Source organism: Azospirillum mesophilum, assembly GCF_053470405.2.
In genome coordinates, this window is the sequence record NZ_JBPXMQ020000041.1 from 1 (window position 1) to 22444 (window position 22444).

The 22444-nt window shown below is 68.0% G+C and carries 23 protein-coding genes; 10 read left to right on the top strand and 13 right to left on the bottom strand.

Features of this window, described 5'->3' with window-relative positions; genetic code table 11:
- Positions 1-111 precede the first annotated feature (111 nt).
- Both pth and ACSVC7_RS26520 read right to left on the bottom strand, forming a co-directional pair.
- Positions 112-687: an aminoacyl-tRNA hydrolase gene (gene pth / locus ACSVC7_RS26515; RefSeq protein WP_448207674.1), complete on the bottom strand. Its 576-nt coding sequence runs from the start codon at positions 685-687 to the stop codon at positions 112-114.
- Between the two features lie 73 nt (positions 688-760).
- Positions 761-1369, bottom strand: a complete 609-nt coding sequence (locus ACSVC7_RS26520; protein ID WP_448207673.1) for a 50S ribosomal protein L25/general stress protein Ctc — start codon at positions 1367-1369, stop codon at positions 761-763.
- 166 nt (positions 1370-1535) lie between these two features.
- Here ACSVC7_RS26520 and ACSVC7_RS26525 point away from each other — a divergent pair, with 166 nt between their 5' ends.
- On the top strand, positions 1536-1874 hold the full coding sequence (locus ACSVC7_RS26525) for an endonuclease domain-containing protein (RefSeq protein WP_448207672.1): 339 nt from the start codon (positions 1536-1538) through the stop codon (positions 1872-1874).
- 157 nt (positions 1875-2031) lie between these two features.
- Here the strand turns inward: ACSVC7_RS26525 and ACSVC7_RS26530 are convergent, their stop codons facing one another.
- The 10 genes from ACSVC7_RS26530 to ACSVC7_RS26575 all read right to left on the bottom strand — a co-directional run bounded on the left by ACSVC7_RS26530 (position 2032) and on the right by ACSVC7_RS26575 (position 11806).
- The gene (locus ACSVC7_RS26530; RefSeq protein ID WP_448207671.1) at positions 2032-2967 is read right to left on the bottom strand and encodes a ribose-phosphate pyrophosphokinase; all 936 of its coding nucleotides are present in this window, start codon (positions 2965-2967) and stop codon (positions 2032-2034) included.
- 222 nt (positions 2968-3189) lie between these two features.
- Positions 3190-3612: a bacteriohemerythrin gene (locus ACSVC7_RS26535; RefSeq protein WP_448207670.1), complete on the bottom strand. Its 423-nt coding sequence runs from the start codon at positions 3610-3612 to the stop codon at positions 3190-3192.
- Positions 3613-3737: 125 nt separating this feature from the next.
- Positions 3738-4505 carry a peptidoglycan editing factor PgeF gene (gene pgeF, locus ACSVC7_RS26540; protein ID WP_448207669.1) on the bottom strand — a complete coding sequence of 256 codons (768 nt, stop codon included), beginning with the start codon at positions 4503-4505 and terminating at the stop codon, positions 3738-3740.
- A gap of 32 nt (positions 4506-4537) precedes the next feature.
- Positions 4538-5653, bottom strand: a complete 1116-nt coding sequence (locus tag ACSVC7_RS26545) for a class I SAM-dependent methyltransferase (protein ID WP_448207668.1) — start codon at positions 5651-5653, stop codon at positions 4538-4540.
- Positions 5654-5666: 13 nt separating this feature from the next.
- Positions 5667-6473: a prolipoprotein diacylglyceryl transferase gene (gene lgt, locus ACSVC7_RS26550; RefSeq protein WP_448207667.1), complete on the bottom strand. Its 807-nt coding sequence runs from the start codon at positions 6471-6473 to the stop codon at positions 5667-5669.
- A 155-nt stretch (positions 6474-6628) separates the two neighbouring features.
- A complete protein-coding gene (gene rfaD / locus ACSVC7_RS26555) occupies positions 6629-7615 on the bottom strand; it encodes an ADP-glyceromanno-heptose 6-epimerase (RefSeq protein WP_448207666.1) in 987 nt (328 codons plus the stop codon).
- A gap of 216 nt (positions 7616-7831) precedes the next feature.
- Positions 7832-9538 (bottom strand): 2-isopropylmalate synthase, encoded by a 1707-nt coding sequence (gene leuA, locus ACSVC7_RS26560; RefSeq protein WP_448207665.1) that lies wholly within the window; start codon positions 9536-9538, stop codon positions 7832-7834.
- A gap of 339 nt (positions 9539-9877) precedes the next feature.
- Entirely contained in the window at positions 9878-10600 is a 723-nt protein-coding gene (locus ACSVC7_RS26565; protein ID WP_448207664.1) for an LrgB family protein, read from the bottom strand.
- A complete protein-coding gene (locus ACSVC7_RS26570; protein ID WP_448207663.1) occupies positions 10597-10959 on the bottom strand; it encodes a CidA/LrgA family protein in 363 nt (120 codons plus the stop codon). Before ACSVC7_RS26570 ends, ACSVC7_RS26565 begins: the two co-directional genes overlap by 4 nt.
- A gap of 202 nt (positions 10960-11161) precedes the next feature.
- Complete coding sequence (locus tag ACSVC7_RS26575) at positions 11162-11806, bottom strand: alpha/beta hydrolase (RefSeq protein ID WP_448207662.1); 645 nt, start codon at positions 11804-11806, stop codon at positions 11162-11164.
- 122 nt (positions 11807-11928) lie between these two features.
- On the opposite strand from ACSVC7_RS26575, the gene ACSVC7_RS26580 reads away from it, so the two are divergent.
- The 5 genes from ACSVC7_RS26580 to ACSVC7_RS26600 all read left to right on the top strand — a co-directional run bounded on the left by ACSVC7_RS26580 (position 11929) and on the right by ACSVC7_RS26600 (position 14934).
- Positions 11929-12150, top strand: a complete 222-nt coding sequence (locus tag ACSVC7_RS26580) for a hypothetical protein (protein WP_448207661.1) — start codon at positions 11929-11931, stop codon at positions 12148-12150.
- A gap of 119 nt (positions 12151-12269) precedes the next feature.
- A complete protein-coding gene (locus tag ACSVC7_RS26585; RefSeq protein ID WP_448207660.1) occupies positions 12270-12698 on the top strand; it encodes a DUF3775 domain-containing protein in 429 nt (142 codons plus the stop codon).
- Positions 12698-13495, top strand: coding sequence for an SRPBCC family protein (locus tag ACSVC7_RS26590; protein WP_448207659.1), 798 nt, complete (start codon positions 12698-12700; stop codon positions 13493-13495). Before ACSVC7_RS26585 ends, ACSVC7_RS26590 begins: the two co-directional genes overlap by 1 nt.
- Entirely contained in the window at positions 13492-14667 is a 1176-nt protein-coding gene (locus ACSVC7_RS26595) for a zinc-dependent alcohol dehydrogenase (RefSeq protein ID WP_448207658.1), read from the top strand. Before ACSVC7_RS26590 ends, ACSVC7_RS26595 begins: the two co-directional genes overlap by 4 nt.
- A gap of 15 nt (positions 14668-14682) precedes the next feature.
- On the top strand, positions 14683-14934 hold the full coding sequence (locus ACSVC7_RS26600; RefSeq protein WP_448207657.1) for a hypothetical protein: 252 nt from the start codon (positions 14683-14685) through the stop codon (positions 14932-14934).
- A 176-nt stretch (positions 14935-15110) separates the two neighbouring features.
- Here the strand turns inward: ACSVC7_RS26600 and ACSVC7_RS26605 are convergent, their stop codons facing one another.
- Positions 15111-15833, bottom strand: coding sequence for a ThuA domain-containing protein (locus tag ACSVC7_RS26605; protein WP_448207656.1), 723 nt, complete (start codon positions 15831-15833; stop codon positions 15111-15113).
- Between the two features lie 204 nt (positions 15834-16037).
- Between ACSVC7_RS26605 and treZ the strand changes: the two genes are divergently transcribed.
- The 4 genes from treZ to ACSVC7_RS26625 all read left to right on the top strand — a co-directional run bounded on the left by treZ (position 16038) and on the right by ACSVC7_RS26625 (position 22391).
- Positions 16038-18005, top strand: coding sequence for a malto-oligosyltrehalose trehalohydrolase (gene treZ / locus ACSVC7_RS26610; protein ID WP_448207655.1), 1968 nt, complete (start codon positions 16038-16040; stop codon positions 18003-18005).
- Positions 17998-20043: an amylo-alpha-1,6-glucosidase gene (locus ACSVC7_RS26615; RefSeq protein WP_448207654.1), complete on the top strand. Its 2046-nt coding sequence runs from the start codon at positions 17998-18000 to the stop codon at positions 20041-20043. Before treZ ends, ACSVC7_RS26615 begins: the two co-directional genes overlap by 8 nt.
- A gap of 258 nt (positions 20044-20301) precedes the next feature.
- A complete protein-coding gene (locus tag ACSVC7_RS26620; RefSeq protein WP_448207653.1) occupies positions 20302-21480 on the top strand; it encodes a sensor histidine kinase in 1179 nt (392 codons plus the stop codon).
- 581 nt (positions 21481-22061) lie between these two features.
- Positions 22062-22391: a hypothetical protein gene (locus ACSVC7_RS26625; RefSeq protein ID WP_448207652.1), complete on the top strand. Its 330-nt coding sequence runs from the start codon at positions 22062-22064 to the stop codon at positions 22389-22391.
- The last annotated feature ends 53 nt before the right edge of the window (positions 22392-22444 follow it).

Here is a 22444-nt window from a genome sequence, read left to right on the forward strand (position 1 = left end):
GACGATTCCCCGAGACGCGCAAGGAAGCTTCCCCGGTATGAGACTAATTTACGCAGTATGACGGTATTTTATCCGGCATGAAGCTATATTCTGCGCAGACATCCCAACCCTCTATTTTCCGGGGCTGGTCGCCAGCGTGACCTTGTTCATGAAATTCTCGGCCTGTCCCTTCGCCATCAGGGGGAAGGCGTCGGCGACGGCGTCGATCAGCGGGTCGAGCCAAGTCTGGTCGGCCTTGGCGAAGTCGTGCAGGACGTAGCCGCTGACCAAATCCTTGTTGCCGGGATGGCCGATGCCCAGCCGGATGCGCCAGTATTCCTTGCCGATGTGGCTGTCGATGGAGCGCAGGCCGTTGTGCCCGCCGTGGCCGCCGCCCTTTTTGACGCGGATCTTGCCGGGGGGCAAGTCCAGCTCGTCGTGGATGACGACGACGTTTTCGGGCTTCAGCTTGAAGAATTGCAGGGCCGCGACGACCGACTGGCCGGACACGTTCATGTAGGTCAGCGGCTCCAGCGCCAGCACCTTGTCGCCGGCGACGGTGCCCTCGGCGGTCTGGCCCTGGAAGCGCTTGCGCCAGGGGCTGAAATTGTGACGGCGGGCGATCTCCTCGACCGCCATGAAGCCGATGTTGTGCCGGTTGCGCGCGTATTCCGCGCCGGGGTTGCCCAATCCCACCAGCAGCAGCATGGCAAAACCTCCATATTCTACAAACGAAACAGGGGGCCGAAGCCCCCTGCCGTAACCGTCACGCTGCCGCCGATCAGGCGGTGGCAGCGGCACCCTCGGCTTCCTCGGACTTCAGGCCCGACGGAGCGACGATGGTGGCGATCGTGAAATCGCGGTCGGTGATGGTCGAGGTCACACCCTCCGGCAGCTTCACCGCGGAGATGTGGATCGACGCGCCGACGTCGAAGCCCTCGGTCGAGATGGTGATGTGCTCGGGGATGTTGTCCGCCGCGCAGGTCACGTCCAGCTCGTGGCGGACGATGTTCAGCACGCCGCCGCGCTTCAGGCCCGGCGACTTGTCCTGGTCGACGAACTCGATCGGAACCTGGACGTGGATGCGGGTCTCGGCCGAGACGCGCAGGAAGTCCACGTGCAGCGGAACGTCGGTCACCGGGTGGAACTGCACGTCGCGCGGCAGAACGCGGTGCGTGGCGCCGTCGACCGTGACGTCGAACAGGTGGGTGAAGAAGCCCGGCTGGTGCAGGACGCGGGTGAACGCGAACTTGTCCAGCGAGATCATGAGCGGGGCCTGCTTGCCACCGTAGATCACGGCCGGGATACGGCCATCACGACGGGTCTGGCGGGCGGTCCCCTTGCCGGCCCGGTCGCGCGCTTCGGCGCTGAGCGGAACGATCTGAGTCATAGGAATGCTCCTTAAAACAGAAAAAAGCGCCAGCCTCCAGGGGTGCTGACGCATGGGCGCGGTGATTAAGGGATAAGGGCGCCCGCGTCAAGCCTTGCGTGCCAGAAACTCCTTTTCTGGCGTGTGCGCATTGGTAGAATTGCACGCTTTTGTGGAGGGCGACGGTATGTCCGAATTAGCGCAATCGTTGCGGCGTTCGGCAACGGAAGCCGAAAAGACGCTTTGGCACGGCTTGCGTGATCGGCGGCTTGGCGGCCTGAAATTTCGGCGTCAGCAGCCCATCGCGGGTGGGCGCTACGTCGCGGACTTCGTCTGTCTGGAGCGAAAGCTGATCGTTGAGGTCGATGGAAGCCAGCACACGCCGGTTGCGGATGCTGAACGCACAGCGTTTCTGGTGGCGGAAGGTTTCCAAGTGCTGCGTTTTTGGAATCCGGATGTGCTGGCCAATTTGGAATGCGTTCTGGAAACGATTCTTGCAGCCGCAGAGGGGAGGCTTGACCAATAAAATTCCCCTCTCCCTTGAGGGGAGAGGGGTTGGGGTGAGGGTGGCAGCCGGCGAATGCCGGCAGGAAATCTATGCTTTTTTTCGCCCTTTCGGGCGTAACGACCCCTCATCCCAACCCTTCTCCCCCAAGGGGAGAAGGGCTTTTCTTATTGTGCTGTTACGAGAACAGGCTCGACACCGAGCGCTCCTCGCTGATGCGGGTGATGGCGTCGGCGAGCAGGGGGGCGATGGTCAGCTGGCGGATGTTGCGGGACACGCGCACGGCCTCGGTCGCCTGGATGCTGTCGGTGGTGACGAGCTGTTCCAGCGGCGACACGGCCACGCGGGCGACGGCGCCGCCGGACAGGACGCCGTGGGTGCAGTAGGCGTGCACCGACTTCGCACCCGCGTCCATCAGCGCGACCGCGGCGTTGCACAGCGTGCCGCCGGAGTCGACGATGTCGTCCAGCAGGATGCAGCGGCGGTTCTTCACGTCGCCGATGATGTTCATCACCTCCGACACGCCGGCGCGCTCGCGCCGCTTGTCGATGATGGCGAGGTCGGCGTCCAGGCGCTTGGCCAGCGAGCGGGCGCGGACCACGCCGCCGACGTCCGGCGACACCATCGTGACTTCGCCGATGTTCTCGAAGGTCGCGCGGATGTCCTTTTCGAACACCGGGGCGGCCATCAGGTTGTCGGTCGGGATGTCGAAGAAGCCCTGGATCTGGCCGGCGTGCAGGTCCATCGTCAGCACGCGGTTGGCGCCCGCCTGGGTGATCAGGTTGGCGACCAGCTTGGCCGAGATCGGCGTGCGCGGGCCGGTCTTGCGATCCTGGCGGGCGTAGCCGTAGTAGGGGAGGACCGCCGTGACGCGCCGGGCCGACCCGCGACGCAGGGCGTCGATGGTGACCAGCAGCTCCATCAGGTTGTCGTTGGCCGGGAACGACGTCGACTGGACCACGAACACGTCTTCGCCGCGCACGTTCTCCAGGATTTCGACGAACACCTCCATGTCCGAAAACCGGCGGATGCTCGCTTTGGTCAGCGGCACGCCGAGACAGGTGGAGATGGCCTCGGCCAGCGGACGGTTGCTGTTGCCGGCAAGCACCTTCATCGCAGTCGGCTCTCTCTGCAGGGAATAGGTTCGGGCGCGTCCGTCAGGCCTATGCCGACGCCGCCCCTTGAAAACGCGCGGGACCATAACAAAGGGGCGTGCCTATGTAAACGTTCCATGACGGGCGCTCCAGAAGGTCGCAGACGCCCGGCCCTATGATTCCCGCATGGCGGGTGGGGCGATTCCCGCATGGCGGGTTCGGGCACGGGTCGGGAGATCGTTTCACGCGCGCACGACGTATTTCGCGAGGTGCGGCTTGAGGCGCAGGTCGGCCTTCGCGAAATGGTCGAAGAACCAGAACTGCATCAACTCGTCCGCCTTCTCCTTCACAAATGCGTAGGCGAAGGCCGACTCGCCGGCGTCGATCTGGGCGATGATGTCGTCCAGCAGTTCGGACAGCCGGCGGTGCTGAGCCCGGTGTTCGGCCAGATGCGGGTACCGGATGGAGGCCTGGATGCGCTCCTCCCGCTGGAAATGGCGGGAGGAGACGGTGCGCAGCTCTTCCAGAACATCCAGCGCGCGGTCGCGCTGGTCCTCGTCCGCGGGCAGCCGGACGAAGCGGTGGATCAACTCGTGCTGGAGCCTGTGGTCGGTGTCGAGACCGCCCTTGTCGAGATCCATTTCGTCGCGCCAATCGATCGTCATCGCGGCCTCCCTTCCGAAACGTCCTCACCGGGATCGCATTCTCACCCGAATTGGGTTCGACTGCAATCAATCAGTGATGCCATCTAAATCGGAGCGGGTAGCCCCGCCGACGGTCCGCCCGGCGCTTAGCCCTGAAGGACGATCGCCGAAAGGCCGCGGCCGTAATCCTTCTCGCCGCGCAGGCAGGAGCGGCGGTAGCTGAAGAAGCGGTCCTCCTCCACCACCGTGTCGTTGGGGCAGCGCTGGATCACCTCCACCCCGGCCTCGCCCAGGCGGCGGGTGACGTAGCCCGACAGGTCGAACAGGAAATGGTCCGGCTTGCGCGCGGGCGCGAAGAAGTCGCGGTTGGCGGCTTTCTCCTCCAGGAAGGGGGCGGGGAACTCCGGCCCGACCTCGTAGGAGCGCTGGGCGATGCAGGGGCCGATGGCCGCGACGATGCGCGACGGCTTGGCGCCCAATTCCACCATGCGGGCGATGGTCGCCTCCAGCACGCCGCCCTTGGCGCCCTTCCAGCCGGCGTGGGCGGCGCCGATCACACGGGCCTTCTCGTCGGCGAACAGCACCGGCGCGCAGTCGGCGGTGAGGATGCCCAGCGCGATGCCCGGCACGTTGGTCGCCATGGCGTCGGCCTGCGGGGCCTTGTCCTGCGTCCAGGGCTCGGTCACCGCGACGCAGGTCGGGCTGTGCACCTGATAGCAGGTGACCAGCCGGTCCGGCGCCACGTCGAGTCGCGCGGCGGCGCGCGCCCGGTTCTCCGCCACGGCGGCCGGCGCGTCGCCGGACCCGAAGCCGACGTTGAGCGAGGCGTAGAGCCCCGTGGAAACCCCGCCCGTGCGGGTGAAGAAGGCGTGGCGGATGTGGGTGATGTCGTTCAGCGCGCCAAGCGTGATCACGGACCCGTCCCTTTGCTGTCCCGGTCTCTTTGTTATGGGGCCTCGAACCCGGCCGGAGCCCCGAGTCCGGGGGTGGCGAGCGCGAGGACCTTGAACAAGGTGCCCATTTGATCCTGTGCGATCAAGCGGTTGAGTGCCGAGTCGATGTCGGCGGCCTGTTTCGGCGTGGCCGTCCGCTTCAGCGCGGATGCCCGCGGCCGGATGCCGAGCCGCGTCAGCCACTCCCCCTGGTCCACCGGGCCGAAGCTTTCCGCACCGCCCTCGCGGGCTGCGGCGGCGATGGACGCGAAGTCCACATGGGCCGTCAGGTCGGCCTCGCCCGGCGCGTCGAGCACCGGGGCGAAGGCGTGGCGGCGCAGGGCCTGGAGCGTGTCGCCGACCGCCGGGCCCTGGGCGTAGCCGTAGTCGATGGCCAGCGCGGCGCCGGGGGCGGCGGCAAGGCGTTCGCCGATCAGGCGAGCCACGGCCTGCGAGGCGGGGGAGACCTCCACGACGCTGCCCTCGGGCGCGTCGCGCAGCGACTCCGGGATCAGGCGGGCGCCGGAACTGCCGAACGCCTCCAGCACGAAGCGGAAGCGGGGGGCGTCGGGCGGGGAGTCGGGGTCGAGGTCGATCAGGCGCTCGAACCAGCCATGGCTGGTCTTCTGGATCTGGCGGATGGGCAGGGCGTCGAAGAACTCGTTGGCGACGATCAGGGTCGGGCCTTCGGGCACGTCGTCGAGGCGGTCGTGCCAGGAGACGGCTCGGCCCTTCAGCGTTTCGCGCTGGCGGGCGCGCAGGGTGGGGCTGGTCTCGACAAGGTGGACCTGGGCGGCCTGGGTGAAGGCGGGCACGACGGATGCTGCGCGCAGCGCGTCCTGCATCAGCGTGCCGCGTCCGGGGCCGAGTTCCACGAGGTTGAACGGGGTGGGTCCGCCCAGCCGCGCCCAAGTGTCCACGCACCACAGCCCGACCAGCTCCCCGAACATCTGGCTGATTTCCGGGGCGGTGACGAAGTCGCCGGTCGCGCCGAACGGGTCCTGGCGCATGTAGTAGCCGAAGCGCGGGTGGCCCAGCGCCTCCCCCATGAAGGCCGCGACCGACAGCGGGCCGTCCAGCAGGATGCGGCGGGCGAGGTGGTGGGCGAGGCTGTCGGCGGTTTCGGTCATGGGGCGCTGTGTCTTAGGCGGTTGCGGGGCGGCGGCGCGCGTGGAGGACCAGGGCCAGCCCGAACAGGACCATCGGCAGGGACAGAAGCTGGCCCATGGTGGCTCCGGCGAACAGGAAGCCGAGTTGGGCGTCCGGCTCCCGGAAGAACTCCACGATGATGCGGGACAGGCCGTAGCCGATGAAGAACAGGCCGGCCACCGTGCCCGGCCGCTGGCGCACCCCCGGCATCCGGACCGCGATGGCGAGAACGACGAACAGCACCGCGCCCTCCAGGAAGGACTCGTAGAGCTGGCTCGGGTGGCGGGGCACCTGGAGCGGATCGCGGGGGAAGACCATCGCCCACGGCACGTCTGGGGCCGCGCGGCCGTACAGCTCGCCGTTGATGAAGTTGGCGATGCGGCCGAAGAACAGCCCGATGGGCGCCGCGGCGGCGATCAGGTCGCCGAACGCGAGCATGGAGATGCCCCGTTTCATGCAGAACAGGACAATCACCAGGACGACGCCCAGCAATCCGCCGTGGAACGACATGCCGCCGTGCCAGACCATCAGCGCGTCCAGTGGGTTCTGGAGGTAGAAGGGCAGGTTGTAGAACAGCACGTAGCCGATGCGCCCGCCGAGGATGACGCCGACCACCGCCCAGGTCAGGAAGTCGTCATAGTCCTCCGCCGATGGCCGGCCGGGATTGGCGCGCGCCAGATTGAGGCAGTAGCGCCAGCCCAGCACGAAGCCCGCCAGATAGGCCAGCGCGTACCAGCGGATGACGACCGGCCCGATTTCGAAGGCGACCGGGTCGAGGGCGGGAAAGGCGAGGGCGAGCATGCGCGGTCACGGCCTCTTGTTGTTGTTTGCTCCCTCTCCCGCGACAGCGGGGGAGGGTTGGGGAGGGGGCGCGGTTGCCGTACGTACCGGCGTGGCGGGACCCCCTCACCCTAACCCTCTCCCCGGAGGGGAGAGGGGATTAATGGACGGGGGGCTCAGCGGTACGGGTCGGGCTGGGACAGGTAGTCCTGGACGTAGCGGCGCACGCCTTCCTCCAGCTCGGTGAAGGGCTGGGTGAAGCCGGCGGCGCGCAGGCGTTCGGTCTTGGCCTCGGTGAAATACTGGTACTTGCCGCGCAGGTGCTCCGGCATGTCGAAATACTCGACGCGCGGCTCCAGCCCCAGGGCGGCGAAGGTGGCGAGCGCCAGATCCTTGAAGCTGCGGGCCTTGCCGGTGCCGACGTTGAACAGGCCGTTGACCTGCGGGTTGTCGTACAGCCACAGCATCACGGCCACGCAGTCGTCCACGTAAATGAAGTCGCGGAGCTGGCCGCCGTCCTCGAAATCGGGGCGGTGCGACTTGAACAGGCGCGCGGGCTCGCCGGCCTTCAGCGTGGGGAACAGCTTGGCGACGACGCTCATCATGTCGTCCTTGTGCTGCTCGTTCGGGCCGTAGACGTTGAAGAACTTCAGCCCGGCCCACTGCGGCGGGGCGATGTCGCCCTCGGCCACCACGCGGGCGACGCGGCGGTCGATCAGGTGCTTGGACCAGCCGTAGGCGTTCAGCGGGCGGAGCGTTGCCAGCGCGTCCGGCGAGCCGTCGTCGTCGAAGCCGGCAGAGCCGTCGCCGTAGGTCGCGGCGGACGAGGCGTAGATGAAGCGCGCCCCGCGCCAGGAGCACCAGCGCCAGAGATCCTGCGTCAGCGCGACGTTGTTGGCGACGATCTTGTCCACGTCGCGCTCGGTCGTCGCGGAGATGGCGCCGAGGTGGAAGACCACGTCGATCTCGGCGGCATACTGGTCGAGGAAGGCCAGCGTGTTTTCCGGCGGCACAAGCGTGGCGAGTTCGCGCTTGGCGAGGTTCTGCCACTTCTCGTCGGTGCCGAAGCGGTCGATCACCGCGACGTTGGTGATGCCGCGCGCGGCCAGGGCCGCCACGAGGTTCGAGCCGATGAAGCCGGCCCCACCGGTGACCACGATCATGCTGATTCCCGTACCGCCGCGTCAGAAGGAAGGGTGTCCGTCCTTATAGGGGGCGGGGGGCGGGGGTGCAAGGTGGGGTGGCGTGGGTGCGGCGCTTGCCCCCTCCCTCCCACGGCTTCGCCGTGGGTCCCTCCCTCCCCCGCTTCGCGGGAGAGGGTAGACTAGCCCCCTCTCCCGCGAAGCGGGGGAGGGTTGGGGAGGGGGCGCCCGCCCCCCTTACTTCGACGCGCGGTTCGCCGCGCTCACCAGCGCGCGCAGGGAGGCCGTCACGATGTCCGCGTCCACGCCGACGCCGAACAGGGTGCGGTCGTCGGCGGTCTTGACCTCGACGTAGGCGGCGGCCTGGGCGTCCTCACCGGTGCCGACGGCGTGCTCGCGGTAGTCGATGACGTGCAGGTCCATGCCGCAGCCCTGGCGCAGGGCGTCCAGGAAGGCGTCGATGGGGCCGTTGCCGCGGCCCTTGATGGTCGCGACCGAGTCGTTGCGCTTGACCACCGCCGTCAGGGTGCGCGGGCCGGAGTTGGGGCCGCGCGGCTCCGTGCCGTGCTCGACCAGGGCCAGCGGCTCCTCGACGTCCAGATACTCGGCCTTGAAGGCGTTGTAGATGTCGGTCGGGGCCAGCTCCTTGCCGGTCTCGTCGGCGATGCGCTGCACGATCTTGGAGAACTCGATCTGCAAGCGGCGCGGGACCTGGATGCCGTAGTCCTTTTCCAGGACGTAGGCGATGCCGCCCTTGCCGGACTGGCTGTTGATGCGGATCACCGCCTCGTAGCTGCGGCCCAGGTCCTGCGGGTCGATGGGCAGGTAGGGGACCTCCCACTTGCCGTGGTTGGACTTGGACAGCGCCTTCAGGCCCTTGTTGATGGCGTCCTGGTGCGAGCCGGAGAAGGCCGTGAAGACCAGTTCACCGGCGTAGGGGTGGCGCGGGTGGACCGGCAACTGCGTGCAGTATTCCGACACGCGCACGATCTCGTTGATGTCGTCGATGTTCAGTTCCGGATCGACGCCCTGGGTGAACAGGTTCATCGCCAGAGTCACCACGTCCACGTTGCCGGTGCGCTCGCCGTTGCCGAACAGGGTGCCTTCCACGCGGTCGGCGCCGGCCATCATGCCCAGCTCGGCCGCCGCCACGGCGGTGCCGCGGTCGTTGTGCGGGTGCAGGGAGATGATCGCGTGGTCGCGGTTCTTCATGTTCCGGCAGAACCACTCGATCTGATCGGCGTGGATGTTCGGGGTGGACATCTCCACCGTCGCCGGCAGGTTCAGGATGACCTTGTTGGTCGGGCTGGCGCCCCAGGTCTCCATCACCGCCTCGCAGATCTCCAGGGCGAAGTCCAGCTCCGTCCCGGTGAAGCTTTCCGGCGAATATTGCAGGACGATTTCGGTCTCCGGATGCTCGGCGGCCAGCTGCTTGATCAGCTTCGTGCCGGCGACGGCGATGTCCTTGATGCCCTGGCGGTCCATGCCGAAGACGACGCGGCGCTGCAACTCGGAGGTGGAGTTGTACAGGTGCACGACGGCGCGCTTGGAGCCCTTGATGCCCTCGAAGGTGCGGCGGATCAGCTCCTCACGCGACTGGGTCAGCACCTGGATGGTGACGCCGTCGGGGATCTTGCCGCCGTCGATGATCTCGCGGCAGAAGTCGAAGTCGGTCTGCGAGGCGGCGGGGAAGCCCACCTCGATCTCCTTGAAGCCCATGCGCAGCAGCACGTCGAACATCGCGCGCTTGCGGTCCGGACCCATCGGCTCGATCAGCGCCTGGTTGCCGTCGCGCAGGTCGACCGAGCACCACATCGGCGCCTTGTCCAGCACGCGGTTCGGCCACTGGCGGTCGGTCAGCCGGACGGGCTCGAAGGGGGTGTACTTCTCGTGGCGGTTGGCGGCGGTCGTGGTCTGGGCGGCCGGCGTGGCAACGTGGTTCATGACGCTTTCGATCCCTCAGGAGCCCCGGATTCGTTCGACGCGGGGCGTTGTCTCAAGTCTGGTGGTGACCGGCGGGACTACGGTCGCCAAGCTGCCGGGCGGGCTCGGCGACCGATGGTAAGTCGCAGCCCCGGCCCCGGCCGGGAGACACGCTTGCTGCACTGGGTGCTCATGGGAGACGGACACTTCGACCGTTGAAACAGCAGACGAACGCAGACGACCCGGACGCTCAAAGCGCCGGGTTGATAAGTCGCAGAAGGGCGTTCGTGTGGTCGAAGAAAGTCATGGGCCGTACCATGCGCAGGTGCCTCCCTCCTGTCAACCCTTGATGCATTGCGATTATCCGAACAACAGATGGTAGAGGACCGGCAGCAGGACCGCCGTGGCGAGGCCGTTCAGCCCCATGCCCAGCCCGGCGAAGGCGCCCGCCACCTCGTTCACCTGCAAGGCGCGGGCGGTGCCGATCCCGTGCGCCGCGACCCCCATCCCGAAGCCGCGCGCCTTCCAGTCCTTCACCCGCACCAGATTCAACACCCAGGTGCCCAAAGACGCTGCGATGATTCCCGTCAGGATGACGAAAACGGCGGTCAGGGAGGGCAGGCCGCCGATCTGCTCCGACACGCCCATGGCGATGGGGGAGGTCACCGACTTCGGCGCCAGCGACAGCAAGGTGCGCTCCGACGCGCCCAAGGCCCAGGCAATGGCGACGGCGCTCAACGCCGAGCCCGCGGAGCCGGTCAGCAGCGCCACGGTCATGGCAAGGGCGGAGCGGCGGACCTGATGGAACTGCTTGTAGAGCGGCACGGCCAGCGCCACCGTCGCGGGGCCGAGCAGGAAATGCACGAACTGCGCGCCGTCGAAATAGGTGCGGTACTCCACGCCCGTCGCGGTCAGCAGGCCGGCGACGATCAGGACGGCGATCAGCACCGGGTTCAGGACGGGGCGGCGGCCGAACCGCTCGAACACCCACAGGCCGCACTGGTAGGCCACCAGCGTCAGGGTCAGGCCGGCCAGCGGGCTGGCGGAGAGGTAGACCCAGATCTCGTGCAGGTCGGGGCTCACGGCGCGTCCCCCTGGCTGGCGGCGGAGCGGCGCGACAGGGCGCTCATCACCCAGGCGGTCAGGGCCACGCCGAACAGGGTGCTGCCGAACAGGGCTGCGGCGATGGGCACGGCTTCGGTCCCCAGCCGGTGCAGGTGCGCCATGACGCCGACGCCCGCCGGCACGAACAGCAGCGACAGGTGGCGCAGGATGCCGCCCGCCGTCTCCTGCAAGGGCATCGGCACGCCGCCCCGGACCAGAAGGCCCAGGAACAGCAGGACCATGCCGATCACCGGCCCAGGAATGGGCAGATGCAGCAGGCGCGCGATCAGCTCGCCCGCCAGTTGGCAGAGGAGGAGGACGGTCAGGGTGCCGAGCATGCGGGGCTCCGGGGATGGTGAAATCCCTCTCCCGAGGTGAGGGGGTGCGAAAATATATGCCCCTGATCCTCCCGTCATCCCCGCGCAGGCGGGGATCCAGAAAACTCCGCGAGGAAGCGCCTGAAATGCCCTGGATCCCCGCCTTCGCGGGGATGACGGTCAGTGGGGGTGTTCTGCGAAGCCCCAGCGACGGAAAGTGAGTTTAGGTCGCCAGCAGCTTTTCCTTCAGCCAGTCGCGGACTTCGCGGCAGACGGCCTCGGATGTTTCGTCCAGACAGTGGCTGGCGCCGGGCATGAGGACGAGCTTTTTCGGCTCGCGCGCCAAGCGGTGGACGTGGATGGAGCACATGGGCGTCAGCACCTCGTCCGCCTCGCCGTGGATCAGCAGGATGGGGCAGGCGAGATCCTTCGCCGGGTCGGCGCCGTAGCCCTGGGTCGCCAGCGTCACCACCGTGCAGACCGCCCCCCGGTTGGAGGCCGCCGCCTGGATCACCACCGCGCCGCCGAAGGAATGGCCGATCAGCGCGATGTGGTGGATGCCCTGCTGGCCGAGGAAGGTCAGGGCGCAGAGCAGGTCGTGGACGGCCTCCTCCAAGGCGTGGGGGTTGCGGAAGCGCAGGCGCAGCGAGGCGATGCCGTCGGCGGTCAGGTCGCTCGCCAGGCGCGGGTAGAGGCCGCGCGCGGGCGTGTCGAAGCCGCCACCGATTCCGCCGACCCAGACAGCACCGAATCGTCCGTTGGGGACCGGATAATAGCGCGCCTCGATCGCGCCCCGGTCGCTGTCCAGGCGAACGGGGCGGAAACCCTCCTCCACGGTGTCGCCGATCTGCGCCGACAGAAGCGGCATGGGATCACTCCTGATTTGGACTCTTTGCAGTGACAACACCGGGTTGCGGTCTGGCGTTGCTCCGGAACCTCGTCGTCGGATCGGCGGTTGGGGGCGAGAGCAACCATCTCGGGAGATTCGCAATGACCCGCAGCAACCGCGACGCGGAGCAGGAAAAGCACCAGTCCGGCGGTCCCGGCAAGGCGGCGAAGGCCGGCCACACCGATCCCGACAAGACCGATGCTGATAAGGCCGTCGGCAACAAGCCCGGCCAGAACCAGTCCGGATCGCAGGGGCGGGAGCGCGGCTCGGGCTCCGGCGGGTCGCGCGGCGCCTCGGAAGAGCAGCGGAACCGGAACGGTTAGCGCTCCGGTCCAATAGCGCTCCGGTTCCCGCGCCGCGACGAACCCACAGCCCGGCTGTTGGCGTCGGGCAGGGGCACAGACTTCCAAGCCGTAAAACAACTCGCAAGAAGTGCACAGCCATGCTCAAGCAGATTTCGCTCGACACCGTGAAGCAGGCCGCCGACCTCGCCTTCGAGGCCGTGGCCGACCGCCAGCGTTTCCTGGCCGGCATGCGCAACATCGACCTGGGCGAACAGGACGCCGAGCGCGGCTCGCGCAATCCGACCGACCTGGATGCGCTGAACATCATGTCCACCGACGCCAGCGAGGCGCTGGACAAGCTGCGCCAGATGCTGGAGGGGCTGACGCCGGAGCAGCGGGTGGAACTGCGCGCCATCATGATGGTCGGGCGCGGCGACTTCGCCGGCAACCAGTGGGACCGCGCGCTGGACGAGGCGGGCCGCGCGCCCGACGCCTCGCACTACGACGACATCGCCGAGCGCATCGACCTGCACGACTACCTGATGAAGGGCCTGTACGGGCTGGACCTGCTCAAGAAGGAGGGGTGATGACGCTGGACAGGGTGACGGAGGCCGCCTCGCACCTGCCTGACCGGTGGCGGGACGTAGCGCCGCAGGGTCACGCGGGAACGACGGAGCGCTGGGTCGCCATGATGGGCGGCACGGCGCTGGGGCTGGCGGGCCTGCGGCGGGGAAGCTGGGCGCTGGCCGCACTCGGCGGCGGGCTGTTCCTCGCCGGGGCGGCGGGCCTGCCGCTGGCCGAGCCGGTGGCCCGGCGCGTGCGGGAAGGCGGACTGCCGGATGTGGCGGGGCTGCTGCCCAGCATTATGCCCGCTGGGGATCGGGAGCCGACCACCACCCAGGCCAACGTCACCATCGCCGCCCCGCCGGACAAGCTGTTCCGCCACTGGCGCAACTTCCGCAACCTGACCGACCTGTTCCCCCATCTGGAGGCTGTGGAGGTGCTGTCCGACACCGAAAGCCGCTGGAAGGCGCGCGGCCCCGGCGGGGTCGAGGTGGTCTGGCACAGCACGCTCGACAAGGTGCGGGAGAACGAGCTGATCACCTGGCACACGATGGATGGGTCGGAGCTTCCCCACCAGGGCTCCGTCATGTTCAAGCCGGCGCCGGGCGACCGGGGGACGGAGGTGCGGCTGACGCTGGTCTACCGGCCGCCCGGCGGGCAGGGCGGGCGCTTCGTCAGCCGCCTGTTCGGCAACGCCCCCGAACAGCAGGCGCGCGAGGCGCTGCGCCGCCTGAAGCGCGTCATGGAGGCGGGCGAGCTGCCCACGGTGGAAGGGCAGCCGCAAGGCAGCCGGGGTAGGATGCGGGAGGGGATGGAATGAGGGCGCTCTGCTGGAACGGCGTGAACGACCTGCGGGTGGAGCGGGTGCCGGACCCGACGATCCTCGGCCCGCACGACGCCATCATCAAGGTCAACCTGTCGTCGGTCTGCGGGTCGGACCTTCACCTGATCGACGGCTACGTCCCCACCATGCGGGCCGGCGACATCATCGGCCACGAGTTCCTGGGCGAGGTGGTGGAGAAGGGGCCGGAGGTGCTGCGGCTGAACCGGGGCGACCGGGTCATCACCGTGTCGATCATCGGCTGCGGCAAATGCTGGCACTGCCAGCACGAGGAATTCTCGCTCTGCGACAACTCCAACCCCAAGCCGGAGTATGAGGAGATGGCCTACGGCCATTGCACCTCGGGCATCTTCGGCTACAGCCACGCCTTCGGGGGCTACGCGGGAAGCCACGCCGAGTACATCCGGGTGCCCTTCGCCGACACCAACTGCTTCCGCGTGCCGGAAGGGGTGAGCGACGAGAAGGCCGTGTTCGTGTCGGACGCCGTGCCCACCGGCTACATGGCCGCCGACATGGGCGGCATCAAAAAGGGCGACATGGTGGCCGTCTGGGGCTGCGGCGGCGTCGGGCAGATGGCCATCCGCAGCGCCTACCTGATGGGGGCGGAGCGGGTGATCGGCATCGACCGATATCCGTACCGGCTCCAGGCCGCGCAGATGAAGGCGGGGGCGGAGCCGCTGGACTACACGCGGGTGGACGTCTACGACGCGCTGCTGGCGATGACCGGCGGGCGCGGCCCGGACGTCTGCATCGACGCCGTGGGCATGGAGGCCGACGGCTTCGACACCGGCATCGAGTACTGGTACGACCGCACCAAGCAGGCCGTCGGGCTGGAGAACGACCGCCCGGCCGTGCTGCGCCAGATGATCCAGTGCTGCCGCAAGGGCGGCACGCTGTCCATCGTCGGCGTCTACGGCGGCGTCATCGACAAGTTCCCCATGGGGGCGGCGATGAACAAGGGCCTGACCTTCCGCATGGGGCAGCAGCACGGCCAGCGCTACGTCAAGCGCCTGTTCGAGCACATCGAGAAGGGCGAGCTGGACCCGTCCTACCTGCTGACCCACAGGTGGTCGCTGGACGACGGTCCTCGCGGCTACCGGATGTTCAAGGAAAAGATCGACGACTGCATGCGCGTCGTCTTCACGCCGTGACGGGAGGCTGACCTCATGAAGCTCGTGTACGCCTATCCGGCCGAAAAGGGGCGCGGGGTCGAGGCGGAGATCGTCGGCAGTCTGCGCGACCGTTGCGGCCACGTCGTCCAGACCGCCCGCGAGGAGCGCGACGCCGAGCGCGGCGGCGCGACGGATGTGCTCGTGACGCTGGAGGTGGAGGAGCACTGTGACACGGCGCTGAACTGCCTGCGCGCGCACCCGGCGGTGATTGACGCCGCGAAGGAGAGTTTTGGGGAGCGGGTGTAACCCCTTCCCTCTCCCCTCCGCTCACGCGCAAACGAAGTTTGCGCTGACGCGACAGGCGGACCTTTGGTCCGCCGAAAGCGGGGAGAGGGTTAGGGTGAGGGGGTGCGCATTGCCTGCACTTTCGGTCCCCCGCAATCCCCCTCACCCCTTCCCTCTCCCCGGAGGGGAGAGGGGGATTAGTCCAGCGGCTCCAACGGTGTTTGCCGCTTTCCCCGCACCGGCGCCATCAACCCCTCCGGCCTTGCGGCCCAGCGCACCGCGTTCAAAATCACGCGCTGGATCTGCGGGTGGTGGTAGGTGGGGTAGGTCTCGTGGCCGGGGCGGAAGTAGAAGACGCGGCCCAGGCCCCGGCGCCAGCCGCAGCCGCTGCGGAAGACCTCTCCGCCCTTGAACCAGCTGATGAAGACGAGGTCGTCGGGCGGGGGCACGTCGAAGGGCTCCCCGTACATTTCCTCGTGCGCCAGTTCGATGGCGTCGGAGATGCCGGCCGCGACGGGGTGGCCGGGATCGACGACCCACAGCCGCTCCTTCTCCGCGGCGACCCGGTGCTTCAGGTAGCAGCCGGTGCCCATCAGCGCCACGAAGGGCTTGGAGAAGTGGCTGGAATGCAGCGCCACCAGCCCCATGCCGTGCTCCGTCACGCGCTTCTTCACCCGCTCCGCCACCGCGTCGGAAACCTCGGCGTGCGCGCGGTGGCCCCACCAGACGATGGCGTCGGTTTCGGCCAGCCGTTCCTCGGTCAGGCCGTGTTCGGGCTCGTCCAGGGTGGCGGTGGAGACCTCCAGGCCGGCGGCGCGCAGGGGTGCCGCGAGGGTTTCGTGGATGCCCTGCGGGTATATGGCCTTCACGGCCTCGTCCCGGCGTTCGTGGCGGAATTCGTTCCAGATCAGGATGCGCATGGCGGTTCCGGCGCTGCTTGAGGGTTTGTGGCCTGGGAATATGGCCGGGGGTTATGCCCGGATGGGTTTCCGGCGGGGTGGTGTTCGTTCCAACAGCAAGTCAACGAAAGGCGCGCCGAACCCTGTCCTTTGGGATCAAGTCGGCCCGCCGCCTGTTGTGGGAATCCAATGGTCGAATCGTTCTCAACCCAGGGTCAAGGGGCCATGTCCTCCGCCAGCACCGTCGCGCGCATCATTCCGTTCGTTCCCGCCGCCGGCGAAGTGCCCGCCCGGCGCTGCCCGGTGGGGGTCGAGGCGTTACCCGGCGGGCGCGTGCACGCGCGGGTGTGGGCGCCGAAATGCCGCCGCGTCTCGATGGTGATCGAGCCCGACGCGCGCTCCGTCGAGATGGAGCCGGAGGAGAACGGCTATTTCTCCGCCCTGGTGGAGGGCATGCCGGTCGGCAGCCTGTACCGGTTCCGGCTGGACGGCGGCGAGAAGCTGTACCCCGACCCGGTGTCGCGCTTCCAGCCGGACGGGCCGCACGGACCGTCGCAGGTCGTCGATCCGGCGCGGTTCAAGTGGACGGACGGGGACTGGAAGGGGCGCTCGATCAAGGGCCAAATAATCTACGAGATGCACATCGGCACCTTCACGCCGGAGGGCACCTGGGAGGCGGCGACGCGCGAGTTGCCACACCTCGCGGACGTCGGCGTCACGGTGCTGGAGCTGATGCCGGTGGCGGAGTTCGACGGGCGCTTCGGCTGGGGATATGACGGGGTGGACCTGTTCGCGCCGACGCGGCTCTACGGCACGCCCGACGACATGCGCCGCTTCGTGGACCGCGCGCACGCGCTGGGCCTCGCGGTCATTCTGGACGTGGTCTACAACCATTTCGGCCCCAGCGGGAATTACCTGTCCTGCTTCTCCGACAGCTACGTCACCGACCGCTACGACAACGAGTGGGGCGACGCGCTGAACTTCGACGGGCCGGACGCCGGGCCGGTGCGCGAGTTCTTCATCACCAACGCGACCTGCTGGATCGACGAGTTCCATCTGGACGGGCTGCGGCTGGACGCCACGCAGCAGATCTTCGACTCGTCCAAGCCGCACATCCTCCAGGAGATCAGCAAGGCCGTCTGCGCGGCGGCGAAGGGACGCGCCACCATCCTGGTCGGCGAGAACGAGCCCCAGCACGCCAGCATGGTCCGGCCGGTGGAGGAGGGCGGCTGCGGGCTGAACGCCATCTGGAACGACGACTTCCACCACTCCGCCATGGTCGCGCTGACCGGCCGGAACGAGGCCTACTACACCGATTACAAAGGGGCGCCGCAGGAGTTCGTCTCCGCCATGAAGCACGGCTTTCTCTATCAGGGGCAGTGGTACCGGTGGCAGGGCAAGCGGCGCGGCATGCCGGCCTTGGGGCTGGCGCGGCCGGCCTTCGTCACCTTCATCCAGAACCACGACCAGATCGCCAACTCCGCCAAGGGGCTGCGGGCGCACGCCCTGACCTCGCCGGGGCGGTACAAGGCGATGACCGCGCTGATGCTGCTCGGCCCCGGCACGCCGATGCTGTTCCAGGGGCAGGAGTTCGCGGCCAGCACGCCCTTCTACTACTTCGCCGACCACGAGCCCTGGCTGGCCGAGAAGGTCGAGGAGGGACGGGCGGAGTTCCTGTCGCAGTTCCCCAGCCTCGCCACGCCGGAAATGCGCGCCTGCCTGAAGAAGCCCCACGACGAGGAGACCTTCCGGCGGTCGAAGCTGGACCATGCGGAGCGGGAAAAGCACGCGGAGATGTGGACCCTGCACCGTGACCTGTTGCGTTTGCGGCGGGAGGACCCGGTGTTCAGCGCCCAGCGGGTCGGCGGCCTGGACGGGGCGGTGCTGGCCGAGGAGGCGTTCGTTTTGCGCTTTTTCGGGGAGGACGGGGATGATCGGCTGCTGTTGGTGAATCTGGGGCGCGACCTGAACCTGGAGATCGTGCCCGAACCGCTGCTCGCCCCGCCCATGGGCAAGGAGTGGGCGCTGCTGTGGTCGAGCGAGTCGAGCCGCTATGGCGGCTGCGGCACCGCGCCGGTGGAGGTGCGCGACGTCTGGCGCGTTCCCGGTCACGCGGCGGTGGTGCTGACCCCGAAGGACGCAACGGAAACTCTCATATCGGACACTGAAACGTCGCAGGAGGCTCATGGCTGATTTCGTCCGCAAGATCGGGCGCGACGTCCTGCAATCCGCGCCGGACGCCGCGCTTTCCCGCGAATGGCTGGTCGCGAACGGGCTGGGGGGCTACGCGTCCTCGTCGCTGTCGGGGGCGGTGACGCGCCGCTATCACGGGCTGCTGGTGGCGGCCCTGCCCGCACCGCTCGGCCGCGTGGTGATGCTGAGCCAGGTCAACGACGTGGTGATCCGCGCCGACGGCACCGAATGCCGGCTGAGCAGCCACAACCCCGACCCCGAGCACTGGCACAACGGCGCGCCCTCCACGCTCGCCGAATTCCGCATGGAATCGGGCCTGCCGGTCTGGCGGTTCGAGATCGGCGACGCGGTGATCGAAAAGCAGGTGGTGATGCCGCACCGGCAGAACATCGTGCACGTCACCTACCGCGTGGTGAAGGCGCCCGAGCCGATCTTCCTGCGGCTGCGCCCGGTGCTGGCCTTCCGCAAGCTGGAGGCCTCGGTGGACGAGCCGCTGGCCCGCGAGTACCGCATCACCGCTCGCGGCCACGAGTACGAGGTCTGGGCCGGGCCGGAGCTGCCGGTGCTGCGCATGACCATCGAGGGGGCGGAACTGCCGCTGACGCTGGACGGCGGGGCGCGGCGCGACGTCTTCTATTCGGTGGAGGCGGAGCGCGGGTACGAATCGCGCGGCTCGCTCTGGACGCCCGGCTATTTCGGCGGGCACCTGTCGCAGGGGCAGACCATCAGCTTCGTCGCCTCCACCGAATCCTGGCAGCGCATCTGGGCGCTTCCGCCCGACGACGTGCTGCGCTTCGAGGCGGAGCGGCGCCGGCGGCTGGTCCACACCGCGCACGACTCGCTGCGGGAAGGCGCGATGGCGGAGCTGGTGCTGTCGGCGGACAGCTTCATCTTCGTGCCCGCCGGCCGCGTCGCCGACCAGATGCGCGCCCGCGCGGAGGGCGACGAGGTGCGCACGGTGATCGCCGGCTACCACTGGTTCACCGACTGGGGCCGCGACACGATGATCAGCCTGGAGGGGCTGACGCTGACCACCGGCCGTCATGTGGAGGCGGGCTGGATCCTGCGGACCTTCGCCCACTACATCCGCAATGGCCTGATCCCCAACATGTTCCCCGACGGCAAGGACGAGGGGCTGTACCACACCGCCGATGCGACGCTGTGGTTCTTCCACGCGCTGAACCGCTACCTGCGCGCCACCGGCGACCGGCACACGCTGCAACTGCTACTGCCCAAGCTGCTGGACGTGATCGACCACCACCGGCGCGGCACGCGGTTCGGCATCGGGGTGGACAGCCGCGACGGGCTGCTGCGCCAGGGACAGGACGGCTACCAGCTCACCTGGATGGACGCGAAGGTGGAGGACTGGGTGGTCACCCCGCGCCGGGGCAAGGCGGTGGAGATCAACGCGCTGTGGTACAACGCGCTGCGCCTGACCGCCGGCTGGGTCGCGGAGGAGGGTGACGAGGCCGCCGCCCGGCCGCTGCTGGAGCTGGCGGAGCAGGCCCGCACCTCCTTCAACGAGCGCTTCTGGTGCGAGCACGCCGGGCATCTCTACGACGTGGTGGACGGGGAGCAGGGGGACGACGCCGCCTGCCGGCCCAACCAGATCTTCGCCATCTCGCTCGACAACCCGGTGCTGGACCGCGAGCGGTGGGAGCCGGTGGTGGAGACGGTGCGCACGCGCCTGCTGACGCCGGTCGGCCTGCGCTCGCTCGCGCCGGGAAACCGCGACTACAAGGCCAAGTATTTCGGCGACCTGCGCGCCCGCGACGCCGCCTATCACCAGGGCACCGTCTGGGGCTGGCTGATCGGCCCCTATGTGGACGCCTGGCTGAAGCTGCACCCCGATGGCAAGGCCGGCGCGCGGGAACTGCTGCACGGCTTCCTGCCGCATCTGGACGAGGCGGGCATCGGCACGATCTCCGAAATCTTCGACGCCGAACCGCCCTTCCGGCCGCGCGGCTGCATCTCCCAGGCCTGGAGCGTGGCGGAGGTGCTGCGCTGCTGGGCGGCCACGGCGCAGGCGCCGAAATGATCGTACTCGAAAGGAAAAAGCGTCAATACACATCAACGTAAGGCGGACCGAGTCACGATGCGATTCGGCCGTATTTCAGAAATGAAAGGGCGCAGACAGAAAAAGGGCGAATCGAGGCTGAGATTTAACAGAATTGACACTCAACGAATGTTGCCGTGCGGCATATCCCATGCCTATCATTGGGCGTCGGGCGAATCGAAAGGACTCGTATGATTGGGTTCGCGTTTTGCTGCCGGGCTGAATGATTCAGGAGGGGCCATGTTGACGCTGTTGTCGAAAGCCACGCGCCGACAGGGGGTTTGGGACAACCTCGACCGCACGCTTCTGGAGCACACGTCGGAGGGATGCTGGGTCGTGGACCGCGACCTCGTGACCGTCTACGTGAACCCCGCGCTGTGCGCCCTGCTGGGCTACCGGGAGGGGGAGCTGCTCGGCTCCCACCTGCTGACCTACGTGGCGGAGGAAAGCCTGCACGTGCTGGAACGGCAGGTGGTGATGCGCGACCTCGCCCCGCACCGCAGCTACGACGTCACGCTGAAGCGCGCGGACGGGCTGCCGGTCTATGTGATCTTCAACGCCTCGCGCCTGGACGACGAGGCGGGCATCGCGCTGGGCTCCTGCATCTTCGTCACCGACATCTCGCGCCGGCACGAGATGGAAACGCAGCGCGAGGCCCAGCACGCCCAACTGGCCGACACGGTCGCCCGGCTGAACCGCTTCATGGGCCAGATCTGCCAGGACCTGAAGGATCCGCTGAGCGCCATCCTCGGCGCCACCCAGATGATCAGCGCCGATGCGGCGGCGAATGCCGCGGCTGACGGCGGCGCCGCCGAGGGCCGCGGAAAGGCCGGCAGCAGCCTGCACGCCTACGCCGCCCTGTGCAACGACGCCGGCCGGCAGATCATGCGCACCATCGAAAACCTGTCGCTGTGGTCGCGCCTGCAACTGAATCAGGTGCCGATGGAACTGCGGGTGTACGAGCTGGGCGGGCTGCTCCAGGACATCCTGGAGGAGATGGAGCCCCGCGCCCGCGCCCGCGACATCCTGATCGTGAACCGCATCTTCACCACCCATGTCCTGGGCGACCTGACCGGGCTGACCACGACCCTGCGCCACCTGATCGAGAACGCGGTGCGCTTCTCGCCGTCGGGCAGCATCGTCATGCTGTCGGCCTCGGCGGTGGATGGACGGGTGGCCGTCCGCGTGCAGGACAACGGGCTCGGCATCCCGGAAGAGGTGCTGCCCTACCTGTTCCGCATCGACCACCACCACGCCTCCCCTGGCGCCGATGGAGAGTTGGGCAGCGGCCTCGGCCTGCTGATCGCCAAGTCCCTGGTGGAGCGCATGGGCGGCACCATCCGCCTGTACAGCCGGCCGGGCGGCGGCACCGCCGTCACCCTCACCCTGACCGAAGGCATTTCGGTCGGCGGCGTGTAATCATCCAGAAACGGAAGCGGAGTCGTTTTGACGGTCGTCTTGCCCGCAACGCTGGCCGTGGGCGGCTGTTCGGGTCTGCACTTGCCGGTTTCTGGGATCGTCGGATGGCGCGAAAGTCGTACCACCGGCATCCATCGAAGGAACAAGGGAGTGCCCCTTGAGGGGAGTCCAGACATTCAGTTGTCAACAGGGCACAGCGCCGCGCGAATCCACGATCCGGAAGGGCCGGTGTCAGATTCCGATTGACAGGCTGGGGCGGCGCGGTGGTGCTCAATCAAAGGAAAAACTTTACCTTTCAATGGCTTGGATTGTTTGATTAAAAAATAGGCAAACCGGGCGGCGGCCTTGCGGCGCTTGGTGCGAATCGGGAATTGCCGTCCCTTGTCAACACAGTTATCCACAGACTCTGTGGAGAGCGTACACAGGAGGTGCATTCCCCCTTTGCCCCATGACCTTCGGAGGGCGACTCGGTCGAAGGAGTTAAATACATCGTATTTTAGGAATCGCGCCGCTTCCCCGTTATAGTGGTGGTGCCCCGGTCCGATCGGTCGAATCGGAAGGGCGGCGAAGGGGAGGTGCCCATGCTGGATGTCTACGGGTCGTCTTACCCACCACCGCGTCCGCGCTGGAAGCGGCCGCTGATCGACGCAGGCCGTGCCGCTGCGCGCGACGCCAAGTCCTACGGTTTCTTCCCGCACGCCCTGTCGGCCGCCGTTCTGGCCACGCTGACGCTTCACCTGCTGGCGCGGCTGGCGTCCCACCTGGGCGCATCCGACGCGGCGGGAGCGCTGTCGGTGTTCGTCGGCATGGCCACCGTGCTGGTCACCCTGACGCCCTTCACCGTGCTGTGCGCCCGGCGGGCGCATGGCGCATGGTGCCGGGCTGTCGATCGCACCGGGCGCCGGTCGTAGGGCGAACGGCCCTGAGACACACAGAAGTGGTTGCCCGCCGAGGGCCCTCGCGC